Source organism: Pseudomonas sp. Irchel 3F3 (assembly GCF_900187545.1).
Taxonomy (GTDB): Bacteria; Pseudomonadota; Gammaproteobacteria; order Pseudomonadales; family Pseudomonadaceae; genus Aquipseudomonas; species Aquipseudomonas fortuita.
In genome coordinates this window covers 218725-240296 of record NZ_FYDS01000003.1, presented here as the reverse complement: position 1 = coordinate 240296, position 21572 = coordinate 218725, and the positions used below count along the sequence as shown (strand labels likewise).

The window sequence follows — 21572 nt, the reverse complement described above, 5'->3', positions numbered from 1 at the left end:
GCTCAACCGCACGCCTTGAGGTTGACTGGCCCGACAAACTCGTTTCCCCGCCCCATCACGCAGGCGACCTGTTGGTTGCGTTGCTGCTCCCAAACCTGCGGCGGGTAGGTCTTGTTCCAGGCCTCGAACAACTGGCGGTCCTGTTTGGACAGGCGCAGGTTGTACTGCTTGCTCATGTAGAAGTAGGTGCGGGCGATCATGCCGCGAATCGACGGGCGCGGCATCACCTTCCTGGCTTTGAAGTCGACCTGGGTCAGGCAGCTACCGTACTGGCCGCGTTGTTCCGGCAACCAGCCGAAACTGAAGTTGCTGCGGTCGCCGTTGACCTCACCGATGCTGGGCACCAGGTTGTGCAGGTCGGCTTCGGCGCGTTTGTACACTTCGTCATGCTGCGCGCACTGCTTGCGACCGCCGCTCTGCCAGCATTGGCGCTGATGGCCAATTTGCCAGGCAGGCACGATGTGTTCCCACTCGATGCGCGACGCGCGCTGGGCATTCTTGCGTGGGGCATAGCCGCAGGACGCCAGGTCGACCTTGTTGCCCTTGTATTTGCACCCGCAATAAAACTCGGTCGATTGCGGGGCATAGAGCTTCCAGGCGACCTTCTTGGCCTCCTGGAAGGTGCGTGGGGCATCGGCTTGAACAAGCGGCGTGGTCAGTAACAGGCAGGCTGCCGCGAAAAGCGAAACTCTCATGCGCGGTCAGTCTTCCTTCGGCACAGTCCAGAAAATCTGCACACCGCCATCGTCGCGGTGGGCGAGGGTCACGTTGTCGTTTTCTGCGATCTCCTCCAGCAAGCTTTCCCAGTCTTCCGGGCTTTCCTGTTCCAGGCGGAAGATCAGCGCCGCACGGCTGCGCTGGGCGGTGGGGCTGTTGATGATCTTCTGGATGCGTACACCCAGCTGTTCATAGCTGCTCGGAGTGGCGGAGGCGGTGCTGGACACAGGAAATTCCTTATTTTTGCTGTATGTGCATACAGTATTTCAGCGTAAGTAAATTCGCAACAGCTTGTCAGGAAAAAAACCACCGTTCGCGCTGGCGCTGCCGGTCTGGTGTAATACCGGCAATTTCCGGAAGCTGCGCATGTATCGATTTCTTTCTCGTTTTCCTTCATCTACAAGTCTGGTCCTGCTGTTTGCAGGTGGCATGAGCGTTAATGGCAGTGCCAAGGCCAGTTCACCCGATGTCGTCGTCATGGCACCGCTGGTGGTGACCGGTGCCTATGCCCCCACCAGCACATTCGACCTGCCGTTTTCGGTGGATACCGTTGACCTGTCCCACGGCACCGATGGCCAACTTGGCGTCAACCTGTCAGAAGTGCTGAGCAAAGTCCCTGGGCTGGTGGTGCAGAACCGTCAGAACTATGCGCAAGACCTGCAGATTTCGTCGCGGGGCTACGGTGCACGCTCGGCCTTCGGCGTGCGTGGCATCAAGCTGCTAAGCGACGGCATACCGGCCAGCACGCCCGACGGGCAAGGGCAGGCCGCCACGCTGAACCTGGATGTGGCCGACCGTATTGAAGTGCTGCGCGGCCCGGCAGCGACACTGTATGGCAGCAACGCCGGTGGTGTGATCCAGATGTTTACCCGGGACGGGCAGGGGCCTGCGCGTGTGGGTGCCGAAACCACCTTCGGCAGCGACGGCTTCAACAAGAATCACCTGTCGGCAGAGGGCGGGAACGACACCGCAGGGTTCGTGCTGGATGCCTCCCGCCTGGATACCGATGGCTATCGCGACCACAGTGCCGCACGCCGTGACCAGACCTTCGCCAAGGTCAACTTCAAGCCCGACGACGACTCGCGCATGGCGCTGATCTACAGCAGCCTGGAGCAGAACAACACGCAGGACCCGCTGGGGCAGACCTGGGATGCCTACAAGCATGACCCACGTTCCACGGCAGCAGTGGCCGAAACCTACAACACCCGCAAAAGCATCGACCACCAGCAACTGGGCATGAACTACGAACGCTACTTTGGCGATGCCACGCTGCAGTTCAACCTGTACGCGGGGCGACGCAGCGTGGTGCAGTATTTGTCCATCCCCAAATCGGTGGCCTCCAACAGCCAGCGTGGCGGCGGGGTCGTTGACTTCGACCGCGAGTTCCACGGCGGCACCCTGCGCTGGATACAGCCGGTTGCGAATGTGCCCGGCAACCTAACCTTCACGGTCGGCGCCGATTACGACCAGAGCAAGGACGACCGACGCGGTTATCAGAATTTCAGCGGTGACCAACTGGGCCTTAAAGGTGAGTTGCGCCGCGACGAGAAAGACACCGCTACCAGCCTGGACCCTTACCTTCAGGCGCATTGGGAAATCGGCAACTGGACCAGTGAGCTGGGGCTGCGCTACAGCACCATGGAAATGCGTGTCGACGACCACTACTTGGCCAACGGTGACTCCAGCGGCTCGAAGAAGTATCAGCAGGCCACGCCATCGCTGTCGGTGATGTACGCGTTCACGCCTGATCTGCGCGGTTACGTGAGCGTCGGCAAAGGCTTCGAAACCCCCACGCAGGCCGAAATGGCCTATGCGCCGGGTGTGCTCGAAAGCTTCAACTTCGGCCTCAAGCCCGCCACCAGCATGCAGTACGAATTGGGTGTGAAGTACCGGCTTGGCGAGCGCACGCGCCTGAATGCAGCGGTGTACGAGATTCATACCGATGACGAAATCGTCGTCGCCAGCGCTACGGATGGTCGAACCAGCTATCGCAATGCGGGGCGTACTGTACGACGCGGCTTTGAGGCGAGCCTGCAAAGTGACTTGAGCCAGCAGTGGCAGACCACCTTGGTGTATACCCGCACTGATGCCCGCTATGCCGACGACATCAGCCAGACCATCCAAAGTGGCAACCGCCTGCCAGGTGTGCCGCTGGACAACCTGTATGGCGAGCTGGTCTGGAAGCCAGTGTCGTCCATCAGCATGGGGGTTGAAGGGCAGTACCGCAGTAAGGTGTATGTGGACGACAGCAACAACGCCAAGGCCGCACCTGCGTATGCGGTATTCAACTGGCGGACCCGGTTCGAGCAACATGTGGGGCCTTGGACGTTCCACCAGCTGGTGCGGCTGGACAACCTGTTTGACCGGCAGTATGTAGGCTCGGTCATTGTCGGCGACGGCAACGGGCGTTACTACGAGGCAGCGCCCGGGCGGTCGTGGTATGCGGGGGCGGGGTTGGAGTACCGGTTCAGGTAGCTGGCAACATCCTGACGAAGCATGCAGTGCGGTGAATGGCGGGGTGAACCCGATCTCATGGAATAAACGCTAACTCGGTGCCTTAGCAGGGGGGCTGTGGGAGCGGGCTTGCCCGACGCAAGGCCGCTCCCACAGTGGGCGCGAGGTACTCAGTATTCCCAGAAGATCCGCTGCAGCTCTTTGCTGTCCTGGGTCTTGGTCATGGCGACCATCGCCAGAATACGAGCCTTCTGCGGGTTCAGGTCGTGGGCTACTACCCAGTCGTTCTTGTCATCCGGCTGTTCGGCATTGCGCAGCACAAAGCCACCCTGGTTGACGTGCGACGAACGGATGATCTGCACGCCGTTCTTGCGCAGCTCCTGCAACGCCGGCACCACCCGCGACGACACCGAACCGTTGCCGGTACCGGCGTGGATCAGCGCCTTGGCACCGTTCTGCGCCAGTGCCTTGTAAGCGGTGTCGGTCACGTTGCCATAGCCATAGGCAATGTCCACCTGTGGCAGGCTGCTGATCTGCTTGATGTCGAACTCGGAATTGACCGTGTGGCGCTTGGCTGGCAGGCGGAACCAGTAGGACTTGCCTTCTACCACCATGCCCATTGGGCCCCAGGCGCTCTTGAAGGCTTCGGTCTTGATGTTGACCGACTTGCTCACGTCACGCCCAGACTGGATCTCGTCGTTCATGGTCACCAGCACGCCCTTGCCGCGCGACTGCTTGTCGCCGGCCACGGCCACGGCGTTGTACAGGTTGAGCATGCCGTCGGCAGACATGGCGGTGCCCGGGCGCATCGAGCCGACCACCACGATTGGCTTGTCGGTCTTTTCCACCAGGTTGAGGAAGAAGGCGGTTTCTTCGAGGGTGTCGGTGCCGTGGGTAATGACGATACCGTCGACGTCTTTGCTCTCGGCCAGTTCGGCAACCCGCTTGCCAAGCTTGAGCAAGTCCTCGTTGGTGATGCTTTCAGAGGCGATCTGCATCACCTGCTCGCCGCGTACGTTGGCGATGTCGGCCAGTTCCGGCACGCCGGCAATCAGCTTGTCGATGCCCAGCTTGGCAGCCTGGTAGGTGGCGCTGTTGGCCGCGCTGGCGCCGGCGCCGGCAATGGTGCCGCCCGTGGCGAGGATGACGACGTTGGCCAGTTTCTGCTGTGTTTCGGCTTCTTTGGCAGAGGCGGTGGCTGGCAGGATCAGCAGCAGGGCGAGTGCGCTGGGGGCGAAGGTTTTGAGTGCGGCGTTCATCATTATTGTTCTCTCTTCCTAATGAGATTGTTGTTATTTCGCACAGAGCGGTAGGCATATTTCGTACCAAGCCATCGTGCGCCCCTTGTAGGAGCGGCCTTGCGTCGCGATGGGCTGCGTAGCAGCCCCGACAATGTGGGGTGTTGCACCTAAAACGGAGCGGCTACGCGACCCTTTCGCGACACAAGGACGTTCCTGCAAGAGACAATGCTCCATTCGTAATTCCGAACAAGCATAGGAAAGGCTGTTCGGTTTTCCGGAAAAAACTGCATAATCGGCTCCAGCAGCATCTGCTTCCGACAGCCAAACGGATTTGACAAACGCCGGTCTTGTTTCCATAGTTAGCCAACGCAAACGTTTGCGATCCGATAAAAAAACAAGATTCGGAGTCATCGTCCATGAAACTGCCGTTCCCCGGTCGTCTGCTGGCCCTCGCTGTCGTTTCCTCCCTTTCACTCGCACTTCCCCTGGCTGCCGCTCACGCCGAAGACAAACCCAAAGTCGCTCTGGTGATGAAGTCACTGGCCAACGAATTTTTCCGCACCATGGAAGACGGCGCCAAGGACTACCAAAAAAGTCACGCCGACGAATTTGAGCTGATTGCCAACGGCATCAAGAACGAGACCGACACCGGCGAGCAGATTCGCATTGTCGAACAAATGGTCAATGCCGGCGCCAAGGCGCTGGTGATTGCCCCGGCTGATTCCAAGGCGCTGGTGTCGGCGGTGAAGAAGGCCATGGACCAGGGTGTGGTGGTGATCAACATCGACAACCGCCTGGACCCTGATCTGCTCAAGAACAAAGGCATCAGCGTGCCGTTCGTGGGCCCCGACAACCGCAAAGGCGCGCGCCTGGTCGGCGACTACCTGGCCAGCCAGAAGCTCAAGGCAGGCGACCAGGTGGGCATCATCGAAGGGGTCCCGACCACCACCAACGCCCAGCAGCGCACCGCCGGTTTCAAGGACGCCATGGACGCCGCAAAGATGAAAATCGTCTCGGTACAAAGCGGCAATTGGGAAATCGACAAAGGCAATGCCGTCGCCGCCTCCATGCTTAACGAATACCCCGACCTGAAAGCGTTGCTGGCCGGCAACGACAGTATGGCCCTGGGCGCCGTATCGGCCGTGCGCGCCGCCGGCAAGGCCGGCCAGGTGCAAGTGGTGGGCTACGACAACATCAACGCCATCAAGCCGATGCTTGCCGATGGTCGCGTGCTGGCCACCCTCGACCAGGCCGCCAGCCAGCAGGCGGTGTACGGCATCCAGGCTGCGCTGAAAATGGTCAAGGGCGAGAAACCGGATGTGGATGCCGACAACGTCATCCAGACCCCGGTCCAACTCATCACCAAGAAGCCCTGATGCTGCCAGGAGACACGGCCATGCCTGCATCGGCCAATGAAGTGGTGCTCGCCGCCAACGGCCTGGGCAAGACGTACGCCCAGCCGGTGCTGGGCGAAGTCAGCCTGAACCTGCGGGCTGGCGAAGTACTGGCCCTGACTGGCGAGAACGGCGCGGGCAAGAGTACGCTTTCCAAGCTCATCAGCGGCCTGGAGGCGCCCACCACCGGGCACATGACCTACCGCGGCCAGGCATACGCGCCCGGCAGCCGCAGCGAGGCCGAGCGCCTTGGCGTGCGTATGGTCATGCAGGAGTTGAACCTGCTGCCCACGCTGACCGTGGCGGAAAACCTGTTTCTCGACAACCTGCCCAGCCGCTTTGGCTGGATCAGCCAAAAGCGCCTGCGCCAGCTGGCCACGGCCGCCATGGCCCAGGTCGGGCTTGACGCCATCAACCCGGACACCCCGGTCGGCGAACTGGGCATAGGCCATCAGCAGATGGTCGAAATTGCCCGCAACCTGATCGGTGACTGCCATGTGCTGATCTTCGATGAACCTACCGCCATGCTCACCGCGCGCGAGGTGGAGTTGCTGTTCACCCAGATCGAGCGCCTGCGCGCGCGGGGCGTGGCCATCGTGTATATCTCGCATCGCCTCGAAGAGTTGCAGCGCGTGGCCCAACGCATCGTTGTGCTGCGCGATGGCAAGCTGGTGTGCGACGAGCCGATCCAACGCTACAGCAGCACCGAGCTGGTCAACCTGATGGTCGGTCGCGAGCTGGGCGAGCATATCGACCTGGGCCGCCGGCAGATCGGTGCACCGCTGCTCAAGGTCGACAAGCTCAGCCGTGCGGACAAGGTGCGCGAAGTGTCATTCGAGGTGAGGGCAGGGGAGATCTTCGGCATATCCGGCCTGATCGGCGCCGGCCGTACCGAGCTGTTGCGCCTGATTTACGGTGCCGATCGCGCCGACAGCGGCTGCATCGCGCTGGGCCTGCCGCCGCAGCCGGTAAGTATCGACTCGCCCAAAGCCGCGGTGCGCGCTGGTATCGCGCTGATCACCGAAGACCGCAAAGGCGAGGGCCTGCTGCTGACGCAGTCGATCAGCGCCAACATCGCCCTGGGCAACCTGGGTGCGGTATCGCGGGCCGGCGTGCTCGACGGCGAGGCGGAACAGGCTTTGGCCGAACGCCAGATCCAGGCCATGCGCATTCGCAGTGCCGGCGCGCAACAAGTGGTGGGCGAGCTGTCTGGCGGCAATCAGCAGAAAGTGGTGATTGGCCGCTGGCTGGAACGCGACTGCCAGGTGCTGCTGTTCGACGAGCCCACCCGTGGCATCGATGTGGGTGCCAAATTCGATATCTATGGCCTGTTGGCCGAGCTGGCGCGCCAGGGTAAGGCCCTGGTGGTGGTGTCCAGCGACCTGCGCGAGCTGATGTTGATCTGCGACCGCATCGCGGTGCTGTCCGCCGGCCGCCTGATCGACACCTTCGAACGTGACCATTGGAGCCAGGATCAGCTGCTTGCGGCCGCCTTTGCCGGCTATCAGAAACGTGACGGAATGCTGCACGGTGCAGCCCCCAGGATGGACGCATGAAAACCACCCCGCTCGATAGCCAAGGCGCCGCCCCTGTGCGCCGCAGTGGCACGTACTTTGGCCTGGGCACCTACCTGGGCCTGGCCGCCGCCTTGCTGGCCATGATTGTGCTGTTTTCGTTTCTTAGCAGCCACTTCTGGTCGTACAACACCTTCAGTACCCTGGCCAACCAGATCCCCGACCTGATGGTGCTGGCCGTGGGCATGACCTTCGTGCTGATCATCGGTGGCATTGACCTGTCGGTGGGCTCGGTGCTGGCGTTGGCGGCTTCTGCAGTGAGTGTGGCAATCCTCGGCTGGGGCTGGGGCGTGCTGCCCTCGGCGCTGCTGGGCATGGCCGTGGCCGCGCTGGCCGGCAGCATCACCGGCGGCGTTACCGTGGCCTGGCGCATCCCGTCGTTCATCGTCTCGCTCGGGGTGCTGGAAATGGCCCGCGGCCTGGCCTACCAGTTCACCGACTCGCGCACCGCCTACATCGGCGATGCCTATGCCTGGTTCTCCAACCCGGTTGCCTTTGGTATTTCGCCAGCGTTCATCATCGCCTTGCTGGTGATTGTGCTGGCGCACCTGGTGCTGACCCGCACGGTGTTCGGCCGTTACCTGATCGGCATTGGGACCAACGAAGAAGCCGTACGCCTGGCAGGCATCGACCCACGCCCGTACAAAGTGCTGGTATTCGCCCTGATGGGGCTGCTGGCAGGCCTGGCCGCGCTGTTCCAGATATCGCGCCTGGAAGCAGCCGACCCCAACGCCGGCTCCGGCCTGGAGCTGCAGGTGATCGCCGCCGTGGTGATTGGCGGTACCAGCCTGATGGGTGGGCGCGGCTCGGTCATCAGCACCTTCTTTGGCGTACTGATCATTTCCGTGCTGGCCGCCGGGCTGGCGCAGATTGGCGCCAGCGAGCCGACCAAACGCATCATTACCGGGGCGGTCATCGTCATCGCCGTGGTACTCGACACTTACCGCAGCCGGCGTGCAGGCCGGCGGAACTGACTATATGGCAACCATCAAAGACGTCGCGGCATTGGCGGGCATTTCCTACACCACCGTGTCCCATGTATTGAACAAGACCCGGCCGGTCAGCGAACACGTGCGGCAGAAGGTTGAAGCCGCCATTATCGAGCTGGACTACGTGCCCAGCGCGGTGGCGCGTTCACTCAAGGCGCGCAGCACAGCCACCATCGGCCTGCTGGTGCCCAACAGCGTCAACCCGTACTTCGCCGAGCTGGCACGGGGCATTGAAGATGCCTGCGAACGCAACGGCTACTGTGTGATTTTGTGCAACTCCGACGATAACCCACAGAAGCAGCGCAGTTACCTGCGCGTGCTGCTGGAAAAGCGCATCGATGGCCTGGTGGTGGCCTCGGTGGGCCAGGACAGCGACCTGCTGCAAAGCCTGGCCTGCGTGCGCACGCCCATGGTGATCGTCGACCGTGAGCTGGAAGGCGTGGATGCCGACCTGGTGCGCATCGACCACGAGCACGGCGCCTACCTGGCTACCCAGCATCTGCTAGAGCTTGGCCACCGCGACGTCGCCTATATTGGCGGCCCCGCCGAAACCGGGGTTACCCAGCTGCGCCTGAACGGCTTCCGCCGTGCCATGGCCGAAGCCGGCGTGCCGGTACTGGGCAGCCGTGTGCTGCACTGCGACTTCACCAGCCCGGGTGGGCATGCGGCAGCGGCGCAGGTACTGGAGGGCAAACGGCCCACGGCGATTTTTGCCGGCAACGACATGATCGGGTTTGGCGTGCTGCGTGCGGCAGCCGAACGCAATATCAGCGTGCCGGGCGAGCTGTCGGTGATCGGTTTCGACGACATCGAGCTCAGCCGCTATGTGTACCCGCCGCTGACCACGGTAGGCCAGTCGATTCGCGAGCTGGGCGAGAGCGCCGCCTCTTTGTTGCTGTCGCGTATTGGCACACCGCGCCAAGGTGCGGCGGAGCAACGCATCGTTGCGCCGCGCATCGTACTGCGTGAGTCCACCGGGCCGCGCCCGGACCTGTTCAACGATTACCGCTAACGCTAAGGAAATGTCATGAATGCCAAGGTTGTGGTGGTCGGCAGCCTCAATATGGACCTGGTGGCTCGCGCCCAGCGCCTGCCCCGGGCCGGCGAAACACTCCCCGGCGATAGCTTTTTCACCGTGCCGGGCGGCAAGGGCGCCAACCAGGCCGTGGCGGTGGCACGGCTGGGCGGTAGCGTGGCAATGATCGGCAATGTGGGTGACGATGACTATGGCCGGCAACTGCATCGGGCCCTTTATGTCGAGGGCATCGACTGCCAGGGCGTCAGCACGTGCCCAGGGGTATCCAGCGGTGTGGCACTGATTACCGTGGATGCTGCCAGCCAGAACTGCATTGTCATCATTCCTGGCGGCAACGGCCTGCTGACGCCGCACTCGGTACAGCGCTTCGATGCGCTGCTGCAGGCAGCCGAGGTGGTCATCTGCCAACTGGAAGTGCCGGCCGACACCGTGGCCTGGACCCTGGCCAGGGCCCGTGAACTGGGCAAGCAGGTGATCCTGAACCCGGCGCCGGCCACCGGGCCCTTGCCGGCGGGCTGGTTTGCCTGCATCGATTACCTCACACCTAACGAAAGCGAGGCCGAAGCCCTGACCGGCGTGGCTGTTACGGACCAGGACAGTGCGCGGCGTGCTGGCGAGCGCTTGCTGCAACTGGGGGCGGGTAAAGTGATCATCACCCTGGGCGCGCAAGGGGCCTTGCTGGTGACTGCCCAAGGTCATCAGCACTACCCGGCGCCGGTGGTGCAGCCGCTGGACACCACCGCTGCTGGTGATACTTTCATCGGTGGCTTTGCTGCCGGGCTGGTGCGGGGGCTGGAGGAGGGCGAAGCCATTGCCTTTGGCCAGCGTGCCGCAGCCTTGTCGGTTACCCGTGCTGGCGCCCAGCCGTCGATCCCTTACCTGGCGGAGCTGACACCATGAAGAAAACCCCCTTGCTGAACGTTGCCCTGTCGCGGGTCATTGCCGGCATGGGGCATGGCGATATCCTGGTGATCGGCGATGCCGGGCTGCCGGTGCCACCAGGCGTGGAACTGATCGACCTGGCCATCACGCCCGGTCTGCCGGATTTCGCCAGCGTGTTGCGGGCGGTGTTGAGCGAGCTGCAGGTAGAGCGGCATGTGCTGGCTGAAGAAATGCAGAAAGTGGTGCCGCCAGCGCTGATCGAAATCGAGCGGCTGAAGGGCAAGCTGGGCAAGCGCGAATGGCTGAGCCATGAGGATTTCAAGGTGTTGTCGCGCAGTGCCCGTGCAGTGGTGCGTACCGGTGAGTGCCAGCCCTACAGCAACATCGCCCTCATCTCCGGCGTCACTTTCTGAACGCGGGGGCTTTGCCCTCGATCGTCGGCAAGCCAGCTCCTACAGGGATGTCGCGCTGTACCTGTGGGAGCTGGCTTGCCGGCGATCGGGCCGCAGCGCGGCCCCGCAACCCTCTACCCAGGCAACAGGAGTGCCCCTATGCTCAAGCCCTTGCTACAAGGACTCGGCTTCATGGCCACAGCCACCACCCTTCAGGCCGCCCCCATCGACCTGATCATCGACACCGACCCTGGCGCCGACGACGTGGTCGCGCTGTTTCTGGCCATGGCCTCGCCCGACGAGCTCAATATCCGCGCCATCACCACCGTGGCAGGCAACGTGCGCCTGGATAAAACCTCGCGAAATGCCCGCCTGGCCCGCGAATGGGCGGGTCGCGAAGACATCCCCGTGTACGCCGGCGCCGGCCGCCCACTGGTGCGCGCGCCGATATACGCCGCCGATGTTCATGGTGAAGAAGGCCTTACCGGGGTACAGGTGCACGAGCCCAAAGCGCCTCTGGCCCAAGGCAATGCCGTGCAATACCTGATCGACACCCTCGGCACAGCCAAACCGCACAGCATCACCGTGGCCATGCTCGGCCCGCAGACCAACCTGGCCTTGGCGCTGATCCAGCGCCCGGACATCGTCAAGGCCATCAAGGAGGTGGTGGTCATGGGCGGTGCCCATTTCAACGGAGGCAACATCACCCCTGTGGCGGAATTCAACCTCTATGCCGACCCGCATGCCGCCGAAGTGGTGCTGGCCAGCGGTGTGCAGCTCACCTACCTGCCGCTGGACGTCACTCACAAGCTGCTGACCAGCGACGCACGCCTGAAACAACTGGCAACCGTGAACAACCAGGCCAGCAAGCGCGTGGTGGATATCCTGAATGCCTACATCACCCACGACATGGACCTATACGGCATGCCCGGCGGCCCGGTGCACGACGCCAGTGTCATTGCCTACCTGCTAAAGCCCGAGCTGTTCAGTGGCCGGCGTATCCACATGAGCATCGACAGCCGCGAAGGCCCGACTTTCGGCCAGACGGTTGCCGACTGGTACGGCGTGCTCAAGCAGCCGGCGAATGTGTTGTGGGTGGAGCAGGGCGATGCTCAGGGGCTGTTTGACCTGCTCAGCGCCCGTCTGGCGCGATTGGAATAGCCGCGTGCGGCGCGTAGCGCTCGAACACCTGGTCGATGAAGCTGCGGGCCGCCTCGGCACCGTTGTCGCGTACCAACAGGTCGATGGCGATCAACAGCAATTCTTCCGGTGTGCCAGGGCTGTACGCGCTCTGGCCCTCCGCCCATTTGACCTTGATGTCGGCATCGATGCTGTGGGTACTCATGAAAAGCTCTCGCTGGGGCCCGGGACGAAGGGGTGAACACCTGACCCTGGTGTTCGATGGAGGCGGGATGCGCTCCACTTCTTGCAGTAAATCATGGCTTTGCGCCAGTGACTGTGCGCGCTAAGCATATGGCAAACGCAGTGGGTTGTGCAAAATCCGGTCACGATTGCTTTTCGCCTCGCTGCCAGAGTTCAGGCAGACTTGACCGGTTTTGCAACGAATACCCAGCGGAGCTGTCGGAACAGACAGTTCCCGGACCTATTTAGGAGGCTTCATGTTCCGTACCCGTGCTTACCTGGCAACCCTGGCGGTGGCTGCTGTCCTGGCTGGTTGCAGCACTGGTGGCAACGCCGATGGTGGTGCTGTGCCAGCTTCGCCTGTAGCCAATGACGGCCGCTGCGATGCCAGTGGCGCCGATTTTGCCATTGGCAAGCCTGCCAGCGCCGAGCTGCTGGAGCAGGCACGCAAGGCCAGTGGCTCGCAGATGGCACGCATTCTCAAGCCGCACGACGTGGTAACCCTGGAGTACCGCTCCGAACGCCTGAACCTGAACGTGGACGAGCAGGGCAAGGTAACCCGCGTCAACTGCGGTTGATGCAGCTCCAAAGGCCCATGCGGTCCCTGTAGGAGCGGCCTTGCCGGGGCGCCGGACCGGCCGGAAAGGGCCGCAAAGCGGCCCCAGGTTTTTAGCTTCACCGCCTGAAGCAAAGAGCAGCGTGTGCCGCCTGGTCAGCGCCCATAAAAAAACCCGCCACAAGGGCGGGTTTTTTCACAGCTTCCGAATTACTCCGGACGAACCTGAGCAGCCTGCATGCCCTTCTGACCGCGCTCGGCGACGAAGGAAACAGTCTGACCTTCTTTCAGGCTCTTGAAGCCGTCGGATTCGATGGCTTTGAAGTGAACGAACAGGTCGTCGCCGCCGCCTTGTGGGGTGATGAAGCCGAAGCCTTTCTCATCATTGAACCATTTGACGGTGCCGGTTTGGCGATTGGACATGGGATGAATCTCCAGAAACTTGAAATTTTTCGAAGTGCCTAGACGCCTGAGCTGTCTGGCACAGAGGACATCATAGTCTAATTCTGCAGAACTAGCGCCTTTTACCTTCACCAGATGTTGATCTAACGCAAAATAGTTACCGGCGGTCACCGGCTTTAAGGGTTCAGCGCTTCGGTGCGCAGGCCTGTTGCACCACAGTCTGGGCCTTCTGCATCAGCTTGGCGTCAACGCCATCGTTGCTGTCAAGGTCGGCAATCTCGGCGTCGGTGAAATTCTTTTTGATGGCTCGTGCGCCGCAGTCGCAGTGTTTTTTCGCGGTGGCAGCGTCAACGCCCTGGCTGCCGGCCACTTGCGTGCACTGGGCGGTGTAGGCGGCCTCCTTCCCGGCAGGGAAGTTGCCAGCGTTTGCTGTCACGGGCAGCAGCAGGGCGCCGGCGGCCGCCAGGGCCAGAAGAGACGGAACTCGCATAACCAGTTACTCCTTGGGTCAAGGTCTCATCAAGAGTAGGTTGCTTCCCAAAGTCTGAGCCGTATTTTTCCGCGATAGTTCACCGCTGCGGTGCAATTTCCAAATATTTCTGCCTGGGGCGCAACCCGCGTGCTAGCATGCCCGGCTTGTAGTCGCGCTGTGCCGGCTGCAGCTATCTTTTTTCTTTCCAGTCACTCTGGTTCGTCCCTTGCAAGCCGAAAGGCTTCTGCCACTGTGAGGCAGGCTTCCTTGTGAAGGAAGGCAGGCCGGATCTTGTACTGGCTCATCCCAACCCACGTGACCTTTGGTAGGGGTCACCACTAGGAGAGGAGGCGCCATGCCCATTATTACTCTTCCCGATGGCAGTCAACGTTCGTTTGACCACGCCGTATCCGTCGCCGACGTAGCCGCATCCATCGGTGCCGGCCTGGCCAAGGCCACGGTCGCCGGCAAGGTCGATGGCAAACTGGTCGACGCGTGCGACCTGATCAGCCACGACGCCACCCTGCAGATCATCACCCCTAAAGATGAAGAGGGACTGGAGATCATCCGTCACTCGTGCGCCCACTTGGTCGGCCACGCCGTGAAGCAGCTGTACCCGACCGCCAAGATGGTCATCGGCCCGGTTATCGATGAAGGCTTCTATTACGACATCGCCTACGAGCGCCCCTTCACCCCTGAAGACATGGCTGCCATCGAAAAGCGCATGATGGAGCTGATCGAGAAAGACTACGACGTGGTCAAGAAAGTGACCCCGCGCGCCGAAGTCATCGATGTGTTCAAGGCCCGTGGCGAAGACTACAAGCTGCGCCTGGTCGAGGACATGCCGGATGAGCAGGCCATGGGCCTGTATTATCACGAAGAATATGTCGACATGTGCCGTGGCCCGCACGTGCCGAACACCCGCTTCCTCAAGGCATTCAAGCTGACCAAGCTGTCCGGTGCCTACTGGCGCGGTGATGCCAAGAACGAGCAGCTGCAGCGCGTGTACGGCACCGCCTGGGCCGACAAAAAGCAGCTGGCTGCCTACGTTCAGCGCATCGAAGAAGCCGAAAAACGCGACCATCGCAAGATCGGCAAGCAGCTCGACTTGTTCCACCTGCAGGAAGAAGCCCCGGGCATGGTGTTCTGGCATGCCAACGGCTGGACTGTATACCAGGTGCTTGAGCAGTACATGCGCCAGGTTCAGCGCGCCAACGGCTACCTGGAAATCAAGACCCCGCAGGTTGTTGACCGTATTCTCTGGGAGCGTTCCGGGCATTGGTCCAACTACGCCGAGAACATGTTCACCACGTCGTCGGAAAGCCGTGACTACGCGGTAAAACCGATGAACTGCCCGTGCCACGTGCAGGTGTTCAACCAGGGCCTGAAAAGCTACCGCGACCTGCCGCTGCGCCTGGCCGAGTTTGGTGCCTGCCACCGTAACGAGCCGTCCGGCGCCCTGCACGGCATCATGCGCGTGCGTGGCTTCGTGCAGGACGACGCGCACATCTTCTGCACCGAAGACCAGGTGAAGAAAGAAGCCGCCGACTTCATCAAGCTGACCCTGGACGTGTACAAAGACTTCGGCTTCAGCGATATCGCCATGAAGTTGTCCACCCGTCCGGCCAAGCGTGTCGGTTCTGAAGAGCTGTGGGACCGTGCCGAATCGGCACTGGCCGACGCCCTGAACGAATCGGGCCTGGAGTGGGAATACCAGCCAGGCGAGGGCGCTTTCTATGGCCCGAAAATCGAGTTTACCCTGCGCGACTGCCTCGGCCGTAACTGGCAGTGTGGTACCCTGCAGTACGACCCGAACCTGCCAGAGCGTCTGGATGCCAGCTATATCGCCGAAGATAACAGCCGTGTTCGCCCGGTCATGCTGCACCGCGCCATCCTCGGTTCGTTCGAGCGCTTTATCGGCATGCTGATCGAGCACTACGCTGGCGTGTTCCCGGCGTGGCTGGCACCGACCCAGGCGGTGATCATGAATATCACCGACAAACAGGCCGATTTCGCCCTCGAGGTTGAGAAATCTCTGAACGGTAGCGGTTTCCGTGCCAAGTCGGACTTGAGAAATGAGAAGATCGGCTTTAAAATCCGCGAGCATACTTTGCTCAAGGTCCCGTACCTTTTGGTTATAGGGGATCGCGAAGTCGAAACGCAGACCGTTGCAGTGCGTACTCGCGAAGGCGCAGACCTGGGCTCCATGCCCGTCGCCCAATTCGCTGAGCTTCTGACACAAGCGGTTTCCCGGCGTGGTCGCCAAGAATCGGAGTAATGACTATTAAGCGTGAAATGAGAAACGATAAGCGTGCTGTACCGAAGGCCCCGATCAACGAGAATATCTCGGCCCGCGAGGTTCGGTTAATTGGCGCAGACGGCGAGCAGGTTGGCATCGTCTCGATTGATGAAGCGCTGCGTATCGCTGATGAAGCGAAGCTGGACCTGGTAGAAATCTCTGCAGACGCGGTACCGCCCGTCTGCAAGGTCATGGACTACGGCAAGCACCTCTTCGAGAAGAAGAAGCAGGCCAACGAAGCCAAGAAAAACCAGAAGCAGATCCAGATCAAAGAAATCAAGTTTCGTCCAGGGACGGAGGATGGGGATTACCAGGTAAAACTACGCAACCTGGTACGTTTCCTTACCGATGGGGACAAGGCCAAGATCTCTCTGAGATTCCGTGGTCGTGAGATGGCCCACCAGGAGCTGGGCATGGAGCTGTTGAAGCGGGTTGAAAATGACCTGCTTGAATACGGCACCGTTGAGCAGCATCCGAAGATGGAAGGACGCCAGCTTATGATGGTCATCGCCCCCAAGAAAAAGAAGTAATCTCCCGGGCACGGCAGGCCTGATGATTATGTGTAATTTTATCGAATGCGGAGTTCCAACATGCCAAAAATGAAAACCAAAAGCGGTGCTGCGAAGCGCTTCCTGAAGACAGCTTCGGGCTTCAAGCACAAGCACGCTTTCAAGAGCCACATCCTGACCAAAATGTCGACCAAGCGTAAGCGTCAACTGCGCGGTGCCAGCTTGCTGCACCCGTCTGACGTGGCAAAAGTCGAGCGCATGCTGCGCGTTCGTTAATTCTGGTTAAGATAGAGGAAGTTACTCATGGCTCGTGTTAAGCGTGGCGTCATCGCTCGTAAGCGTCACAAGAAAATTCTGAAACTGGCTAAAGGTTACTACGGTGCACGCTCGCGCGTATTCCGCGTAGCCAAGCAAGCGGTCATCAAGGCAGGCCAATACGCCTACCGCGACCGTCGCCAGAAGAAGCGTCAGTTCCGCGCACTGTGGATCGCTCGTATCAACGCCGGTGCCCGCAATAACGGTCTGTCCTACAGCCGTCTGATTGCTGGCCTGAAAAAGGCTTCGATCGAAATCGACCGTAAGGTTCTGGCCGATCTGGCAGTGAACGAAAAAGCGGCGTTTGCTGCGATTGTCGAGAAAGCTAAAGCCGTTCTGGCTTAAGTACCCGCGACAATCACCCGGCGGCGCTAGCGCCGTCGGGCATTGAACGTCATCGATAGGGGAAGAGCCTTCAAAGCTCTTCCCCTATTTTCGTATCTGGAGTCTGTACATGGAAAACCTGGATGCGCTGGTCTCCCAAGCCCTAGAGGCCGTGGAGCGCGCTGAAGACATCAATGCCCTGGAACAGATCCGGGTTAATTATCTCGGCAAGAAGGGCGAACTGACCCAGGTGATGAAGACCCTGGGCAACCTGCCAGCCGAAGAGCGGCCGAAAGTCGGCGCGCTGATCAACGACGCCAAAGAGCGCGTCACCGTTGTGCTCAATGCCCGCAAGGCTGCCTTTGAAGAAGCCGAGCTCAGCGCTCGCCTGGCTGCCGAATGCATTGACGTCACCCTGCCAGGCCGCGGCCAGGCCACCGGTGGCCTGCACCCGATCACCCGTACACTCGAGCGCATCGAGCAGTTCTTCACCCACATCGGCTACGGCATTGCCGAAGGCCCAGAGGTCGAAGACGACTACCACAACTTCGAAGCGCTCAACATCCCTGGCCACCACCCGGCGCGGGCGATGCACGATACCTTCTACTTCAATGCCAACATGCTGCTGCGCACCCACACCTCGCCGGTGCAGGTGCGGACCATGGAGTCGACCCAGCCGCCCATCCGCATTGTGTGCCCGGGCCGCGTATACCGCTGTGACTCGGATATCACCCACTCGCCGATGTTCCACCAGGTCGAAGGCCTGCTGATCGATCGCGATATCAACTTCGCCGACCTCAAGGGCACTATCGAAGAATTCCTGCGGGTGTTCTTCGAAAAAGAACTGGCGGTGCGTTTCCGCCCGTCGTTCTTCCCCTTCACCGAGCCGTCCGCCGAAGTCGACATCCAGTGCGTGATGTGTTCCGGCAACGGCTGCCGCGTGTGCAAGCAAACCGGCTGGCTGGAAGTGATGGGCTGCGGCATGGTGCACCCGAGCGTGCTGCGCATGTCCGGCATCGACCCTGAAGAGTTCCAGGGCTTCGCCTTCGGCATGGGCGCCGAGCGCCTGGCCATGCTGCGCTATGGCGTCAACGATTTGCGTCTGTTCTTCGACAACGACCTGCGGTTCCTTGCCCAATTCCGCTAGGCCCAATCGACGCACATTCTAGGAGAACAGCATGAAATTCAGTGAACAGTGGCTGCGCGGTTGGGTAAACCCGCAAGTCTCCCGTGACGAACTGGTCGCCCGCCTGTCCATGGCCGGCCTCGAAGTCGACAGCGTTACCCCCGCTGCCGGCCAGTTCAGCGGCATTGTCGTGGGCGAAATCCTCGCCACCGAACAACACCCGGACGCCGACAAGCTGCGCGTGTGCCAGGTGAGCAACGGCCAGGAAACTTTCCAGGTCGTGTGCGGCGCCCCTAACGCCCGCCCAGGCATCAAGGTGCCGTTCGCCATGATCGGCGCCGAGCTGTCTGGCGACTTCAAGATCAAGAAGGCCAAGCTGCGCGGCGTCGAGTCCTTCGGCATGCTGTGCTCGGCGGCCGAGCTGGAAATCAGCGAAGAGAACGACGGCCTGCTGGAGTTGGCGGCTGATGCCCCGGTTGGCGAAAACATTCGCACCTACCTGAGCTTGGACGACGCCAGCATCGAGATCGGCCTGACGCCCAACCGCGGTGACTGCCTGTCCATCGCCGGCCTGGCCCGCGACGTCAGCGCGTTGTACGACACCCCGGTCACCCGCCCGGTGGTGCCTGCCGTAGCGCCTGCCCACGACGAAGTGCGCCCGGTCGAAGTCAGCGCCCCGGCTGCCTGCCCACGCTACCTGGGCCGCGTTATCCGTAACGTCGACCTGAGCAAGCCGACCCCACTGTGGATGGTCGAACGCCTGCGCCGCAGCGACGTGCGCAGCATCGACGCTGCCGTCGACATCACCAACTACGTGATGCTCGAACTCGGCCAGCCGATGCACGCCTTCGACCTGGCAGAAATCAACGGCGGCATCCGCGTCCGCATGGCCGAAGAGGGCGAAAAACTCGTCCTGCTCGACGGCCAGGAAGTTGCCCTGCGCGCAGACACCCTGGTAATCGCCGACCACACCCGCGCCCTGGCCATCGCCGGCGTCATGGGTGGCGAGCACAGCGGTGTGAACACCGAAAAAACCCGCGACCTGTTCCTGGAAAGTGCCTTCTTCGAGCCGATTTCCGTTGCCGGTAAAGCCCGTTCCTACGGCCTGCACACCGATGCCTCGCACCGCTACGAGCGCGGCGTCGACTCGCAGCTGGCCCGCGAAGCTATCGAGCGCGCCACCCAGCTGCTGCTGGACATCGTTGGCGGCGAAGCCGGCCCGGTCGTTGAAGCTGTCAGCGAGCAACACCTGCCAAAAGTGGCCCCCGTCACCCTGCGCGCCGAACGCATCACCCAGATGCTCGGCATGGAAATGGACCCAGCCCAGGTCGAGCAACTGCTCAACGCTCTGGAGCTGACCACCACCAAGAGTGGCGGCTCTGAAGGTGTAGCGCAGTGGACCGTCAACGTCCCGAGCCACCGCTTCGACATCAGCCTGGAAGTGGACCTGATCGAAGAGCTGGCCCGCCTGTACGGCTACAACAACCTGCCGGTTCGCTACCCGCAAGCCCGCCTGGCGCCAAAAGGCAAGCCGGAAACCCGCGGTGACCTGCCGACCCTGCGCCGCCTGCTGGTTGCCCGCGGCTACCAGGAAGCCATCACCTACAGTTTCATCGACCCGAAACTGTTCGAACTGTTCAGCCCGGGCGTAGAGCCGCTGTTGCTGGCCAACCCCATTTCCAGCGACATGGCCGCCATGCGCGCCTCGCTGTGGCCGGGCCTGGTCAAGGCACTGCAGCACAACCTGAACCGCCAGCAAGACCGCGTGCGCCTGTTCGAAAGCGGCCTGCGCTTCGTCGGCCAACTGGGTGACCTGCAACAGCAGCCAATGATTGCCGGCGTAATCACCGGCAGCCGCCTGCCAGAAGGCTGGGCCAACGGCCGCGACGGCGTCGACTTCTTCGACGTAAAAGCCGACGTCGAAGCCCTGCTGGGCTACTCCGGCGCCCTGAGCGACTTCACCTTCAGCGCCGCCAAACACCCAGCCCTGCACCCAGGCCAGACCGCCGCCATCGAGCGCGACGGCAAACTGGTCGGCTACCTTGGCGCCATCCACCCAGAGCTGGCCAAAGCCCTGGGCCTGGATCGCCCGGTGTTCCTGTTCGAGCTGGTGCTGGGCGACGTGGTCGAAGGCCGCCTGCCGAAATTCAGCGAGCTGTCCAAGTTCCCGGAAACCCGTCGCGACCTGGCTTTGATTGCAGGACGTGATGTAGCTTCTAGCGCGGTGCTTGAATTAATTCGTGACAATGCAGGCGAATGGCTCACAGACCTCAGGCTGTTTGATGTCTACCAAGGTAAAGGCATTGATCCTGATAGAAAAAGCCTTGCCGTTGGCTTGACCTGGCAGCATCCATCGCGCACTCTTAACGACGATGAGGTGAACACTACCCTGCAAAATATCCTCACCTCGCTCGAACAAAGGTTGAACACCACGTTAAGGAAATAACGGCATGGGTGCTCTGACGAAAGCTGAGATGGCCGAAAGGCTGTACGAGGAGCTGGGGCTTAACAAGCGTGAGGCCAAGGAGCTGGTCGAGCTGTTTTTCGAAGAAATTCGGCACGCACTTGAAGAGAACGAGCAGGTGAAGCTGTCCGGTTTCGGCAACTTCGACCTTCGCGACAAACGCCAGCGGCCGGGCCGCAACCCTAAAACAGGGGAAGAGATCCCGATCACTGCACGGCGCGTCGTCACCTTTCGTCCAGGGCAGAAGTTGAAGGCCCGGGTTGAGGCCTATGCTGGAACCAAGCCATAACGACGAACTGCCCCCCATACCGGGCAAACGCTACTTCACCATTGGTGAAGTCAGCGAGCTGTGTGCTGTAAAGCCACACGTGCTGCGGTACTGGGAGCAGGAGTTCGATCAGCTTAACCCTGTGAAGCGGCGGGGGAATCGGCGGTATTATCAGCGGCAGGATGTGCTGATGATCCGCCAGATTCGTGCGCTGCTTTATGACCAAGGGTTCACCATTGGCGGGGCGCGGTTACGGCTCTCCAGTGATGAGGCTAAGGATGAATCCAGCCAGTACAAGCAGCTGATTCGGCAGATGATTGTTGAGTTGGAGGATGTGTTGGTGGTTTTGAAGAAGTGAGATCTTTCGCATAGGTGGAATTTTTTTAAGAAAAAGCTTCCACTTATCAGATGGTTAGGGTACATTCTTCAACGTCCTCAGCAACATTGAGGACATGCTTCAAAGCCCAGTCGGGGCGTAGCGCAGCCCGGTAGCGCACTTGCATGGGGTGCAAGGGGTCGAGTGTTCGAATCACTCCGTCCCGACCATTATTGAAACGAAAAAGCCCAGTCGGTGACGACCGGGCTTTTTCGCGTGTCCGTGCTTAATGCGGAATGTGAAACATTGTATCTATGAACGCTGCAGAGGTGATCTTTTGGATGGATCGCCACAAATAATTAGCTTGACCCGTTAGCAGGCGGGTGGCACTAGACGAGCTGGCTCGCAGCACCAGGGATTTTCCCGGGAGCATCCCGTGGTCGCGGAGGAGCCGTACTGCATTTGAGCTATCATTTCGGC

At 61.2% G+C, this 21572-nt stretch carries 23 protein-coding genes and 1 tRNA gene; 18 read left to right on the top strand and 6 right to left on the bottom strand.

Annotated elements, in window-relative coordinates; all coding sequences use genetic code 11:
- Positions 1-2: 2 nt before the first annotated feature.
- Positions 3-695: an endonuclease gene (locus CKW35_RS07225; protein WP_016487899.1), complete on the bottom strand. Its 693-nt coding sequence runs from the start codon at positions 693-695 to the stop codon at positions 3-5.
- A 6-nt stretch (positions 696-701) separates the two neighbouring features.
- Positions 702-944 (bottom strand): DUF1654 domain-containing protein, encoded by a 243-nt coding sequence (locus tag CKW35_RS07220; protein WP_016487898.1) that lies wholly within the window; start codon positions 942-944, stop codon positions 702-704.
- A 202-nt stretch (positions 945-1146) separates the two neighbouring features.
- Between CKW35_RS07220 and CKW35_RS07215 the strand changes: the two genes are divergently transcribed.
- Positions 1147-3192, top strand: a complete 2046-nt coding sequence (locus CKW35_RS07215) for a TonB-dependent receptor (protein ID WP_023048702.1) — start codon at positions 1147-1149, stop codon at positions 3190-3192.
- Positions 3193-3341: 149 nt separating this feature from the next.
- On the opposite strand, the gene CKW35_RS07210 is transcribed toward CKW35_RS07215, so the two are convergent.
- Positions 3342-4430 (bottom strand): asparaginase, encoded by a 1089-nt coding sequence (locus tag CKW35_RS07210; RefSeq protein ID WP_095115710.1) that lies wholly within the window; start codon positions 4428-4430, stop codon positions 3342-3344.
- Between the two features lie 398 nt (positions 4431-4828).
- On the opposite strand from CKW35_RS07210, the gene CKW35_RS07205 reads away from it, so the two are divergent.
- The 7 genes from CKW35_RS07205 (at position 4829) to CKW35_RS07175 (ending at position 11840) form a co-directional block, all read left to right on the top strand.
- Positions 4829-5788: a sugar ABC transporter substrate-binding protein gene (locus tag CKW35_RS07205; protein WP_095115559.1), complete on the top strand. Its 960-nt coding sequence runs from the start codon at positions 4829-4831 to the stop codon at positions 5786-5788.
- 20 nt (positions 5789-5808) lie between these two features.
- Complete coding sequence (locus CKW35_RS07200) at positions 5809-7362, top strand: sugar ABC transporter ATP-binding protein (protein ID WP_095115557.1); 1554 nt, start codon at positions 5809-5811, stop codon at positions 7360-7362.
- The gene (locus tag CKW35_RS07195) at positions 7359-8354 is read left to right on the top strand and encodes an ABC transporter permease (protein WP_060517224.1); all 996 of its coding nucleotides are present in this window, start codon (positions 7359-7361) and stop codon (positions 8352-8354) included. The genes CKW35_RS07200 and CKW35_RS07195 overlap by 4 nt, the downstream gene beginning before the upstream one ends.
- 4 nt (positions 8355-8358) lie before the next feature.
- A complete protein-coding gene (locus CKW35_RS07190) occupies positions 8359-9381 on the top strand; it encodes a LacI family DNA-binding transcriptional regulator (protein ID WP_016487892.1) in 1023 nt (340 codons plus the stop codon).
- Positions 9382-9396: 15 nt separating this feature from the next.
- The gene (gene rbsK / locus CKW35_RS07185) at positions 9397-10305 is read left to right on the top strand and encodes a ribokinase (RefSeq protein WP_095115555.1); all 909 of its coding nucleotides are present in this window, start codon (positions 9397-9399) and stop codon (positions 10303-10305) included.
- Positions 10302-10700: a D-ribose pyranase gene (gene rbsD, locus CKW35_RS07180; RefSeq protein ID WP_016487890.1), complete on the top strand. Its 399-nt coding sequence runs from the start codon at positions 10302-10304 to the stop codon at positions 10698-10700. Before rbsK ends, rbsD begins: the two co-directional genes overlap by 4 nt.
- A gap of 138 nt (positions 10701-10838) precedes the next feature.
- Positions 10839-11840 (top strand): nucleoside hydrolase, encoded by a 1002-nt coding sequence (locus CKW35_RS07175; protein ID WP_095115553.1) that lies wholly within the window; start codon positions 10839-10841, stop codon positions 11838-11840.
- On the opposite strand, the gene CKW35_RS07170 is transcribed toward CKW35_RS07175, so the two are convergent.
- On the bottom strand, positions 11812-12024 hold the full coding sequence (locus tag CKW35_RS07170) for a hypothetical protein (protein WP_016487888.1): 213 nt from the start codon (positions 12022-12024) through the stop codon (positions 11812-11814). The two genes, CKW35_RS07175 and CKW35_RS07170, sit on opposite strands and share 29 nt — an antisense overlap.
- 274 nt (positions 12025-12298) lie before the next feature.
- On the opposite strand from CKW35_RS07170, the gene CKW35_RS07165 reads away from it, so the two are divergent.
- Positions 12299-12619 (top strand): I78 family peptidase inhibitor, encoded by a 321-nt coding sequence (locus CKW35_RS07165; protein ID WP_016487887.1) that lies wholly within the window; start codon positions 12299-12301, stop codon positions 12617-12619.
- A 188-nt stretch (positions 12620-12807) separates the two neighbouring features.
- Here CKW35_RS07165 and CKW35_RS07160 read toward each other — a convergent pair whose 3' ends face one another.
- Complete coding sequence (locus tag CKW35_RS07160; protein WP_012273095.1) at positions 12808-13020, bottom strand: cold-shock protein; 213 nt, start codon at positions 13018-13020, stop codon at positions 12808-12810.
- A 163-nt stretch (positions 13021-13183) separates the two neighbouring features.
- Entirely contained in the window at positions 13184-13489 is a 306-nt protein-coding gene (locus tag CKW35_RS07155; RefSeq protein WP_095115551.1) for a hypothetical protein, read from the bottom strand.
- 337 nt (positions 13490-13826) lie between these two features.
- Between CKW35_RS07155 and thrS the strand changes: the two genes are divergently transcribed.
- The 9 genes from thrS to CKW35_RS07110 all read left to right on the top strand — a co-directional run bounded on the left by thrS (position 13827) and on the right by CKW35_RS07110 (position 21322).
- Entirely contained in the window at positions 13827-15749 is a 1923-nt protein-coding gene (gene thrS / locus CKW35_RS07150) for a threonine--tRNA ligase (protein ID WP_016487885.1), read from the top strand.
- Complete coding sequence (gene infC, locus CKW35_RS07145) at positions 15749-16300, top strand: translation initiation factor IF-3 (protein ID WP_016487884.1); 552 nt, start codon at positions 15749-15751, stop codon at positions 16298-16300. Before thrS ends, infC begins: the two co-directional genes overlap by 1 nt.
- Positions 16301-16360: 60 nt before the next feature.
- Complete coding sequence (gene rpmI / locus CKW35_RS07140) at positions 16361-16555, top strand: 50S ribosomal protein L35 (protein ID WP_003250667.1); 195 nt, start codon at positions 16361-16363, stop codon at positions 16553-16555.
- Between the two features lie 27 nt (positions 16556-16582).
- Positions 16583-16939: a 50S ribosomal protein L20 gene (gene rplT, locus CKW35_RS07135; RefSeq protein WP_009394046.1), complete on the top strand. Its 357-nt coding sequence runs from the start codon at positions 16583-16585 to the stop codon at positions 16937-16939.
- Between the two features lie 109 nt (positions 16940-17048).
- On the top strand, positions 17049-18065 hold the full coding sequence (gene pheS, locus CKW35_RS07130) for a phenylalanine--tRNA ligase subunit alpha (protein WP_016487883.1): 1017 nt from the start codon (positions 17049-17051) through the stop codon (positions 18063-18065).
- Between the two features lie 31 nt (positions 18066-18096).
- Positions 18097-20490 (top strand): phenylalanine--tRNA ligase subunit beta, encoded by a 2394-nt coding sequence (pheT, locus tag CKW35_RS07125; protein WP_095115549.1) that lies wholly within the window; start codon positions 18097-18099, stop codon positions 20488-20490.
- 4 nt (positions 20491-20494) lie between these two features.
- On the top strand, positions 20495-20797 hold the full coding sequence (ihfA, locus tag CKW35_RS07120) for an integration host factor subunit alpha (RefSeq protein ID WP_003250679.1): 303 nt from the start codon (positions 20495-20497) through the stop codon (positions 20795-20797).
- Entirely contained in the window at positions 20778-21134 is a 357-nt protein-coding gene (locus CKW35_RS07115; protein ID WP_003250681.1) for a MerR family transcriptional regulator, read from the top strand. Before ihfA ends, CKW35_RS07115 begins: the two co-directional genes overlap by 20 nt.
- Positions 21135-21245: 111 nt before the next feature.
- Positions 21246-21322, top strand: a tRNA-Pro gene (locus tag CKW35_RS07110).
- Positions 21323-21572 lie beyond the last annotated feature (250 nt).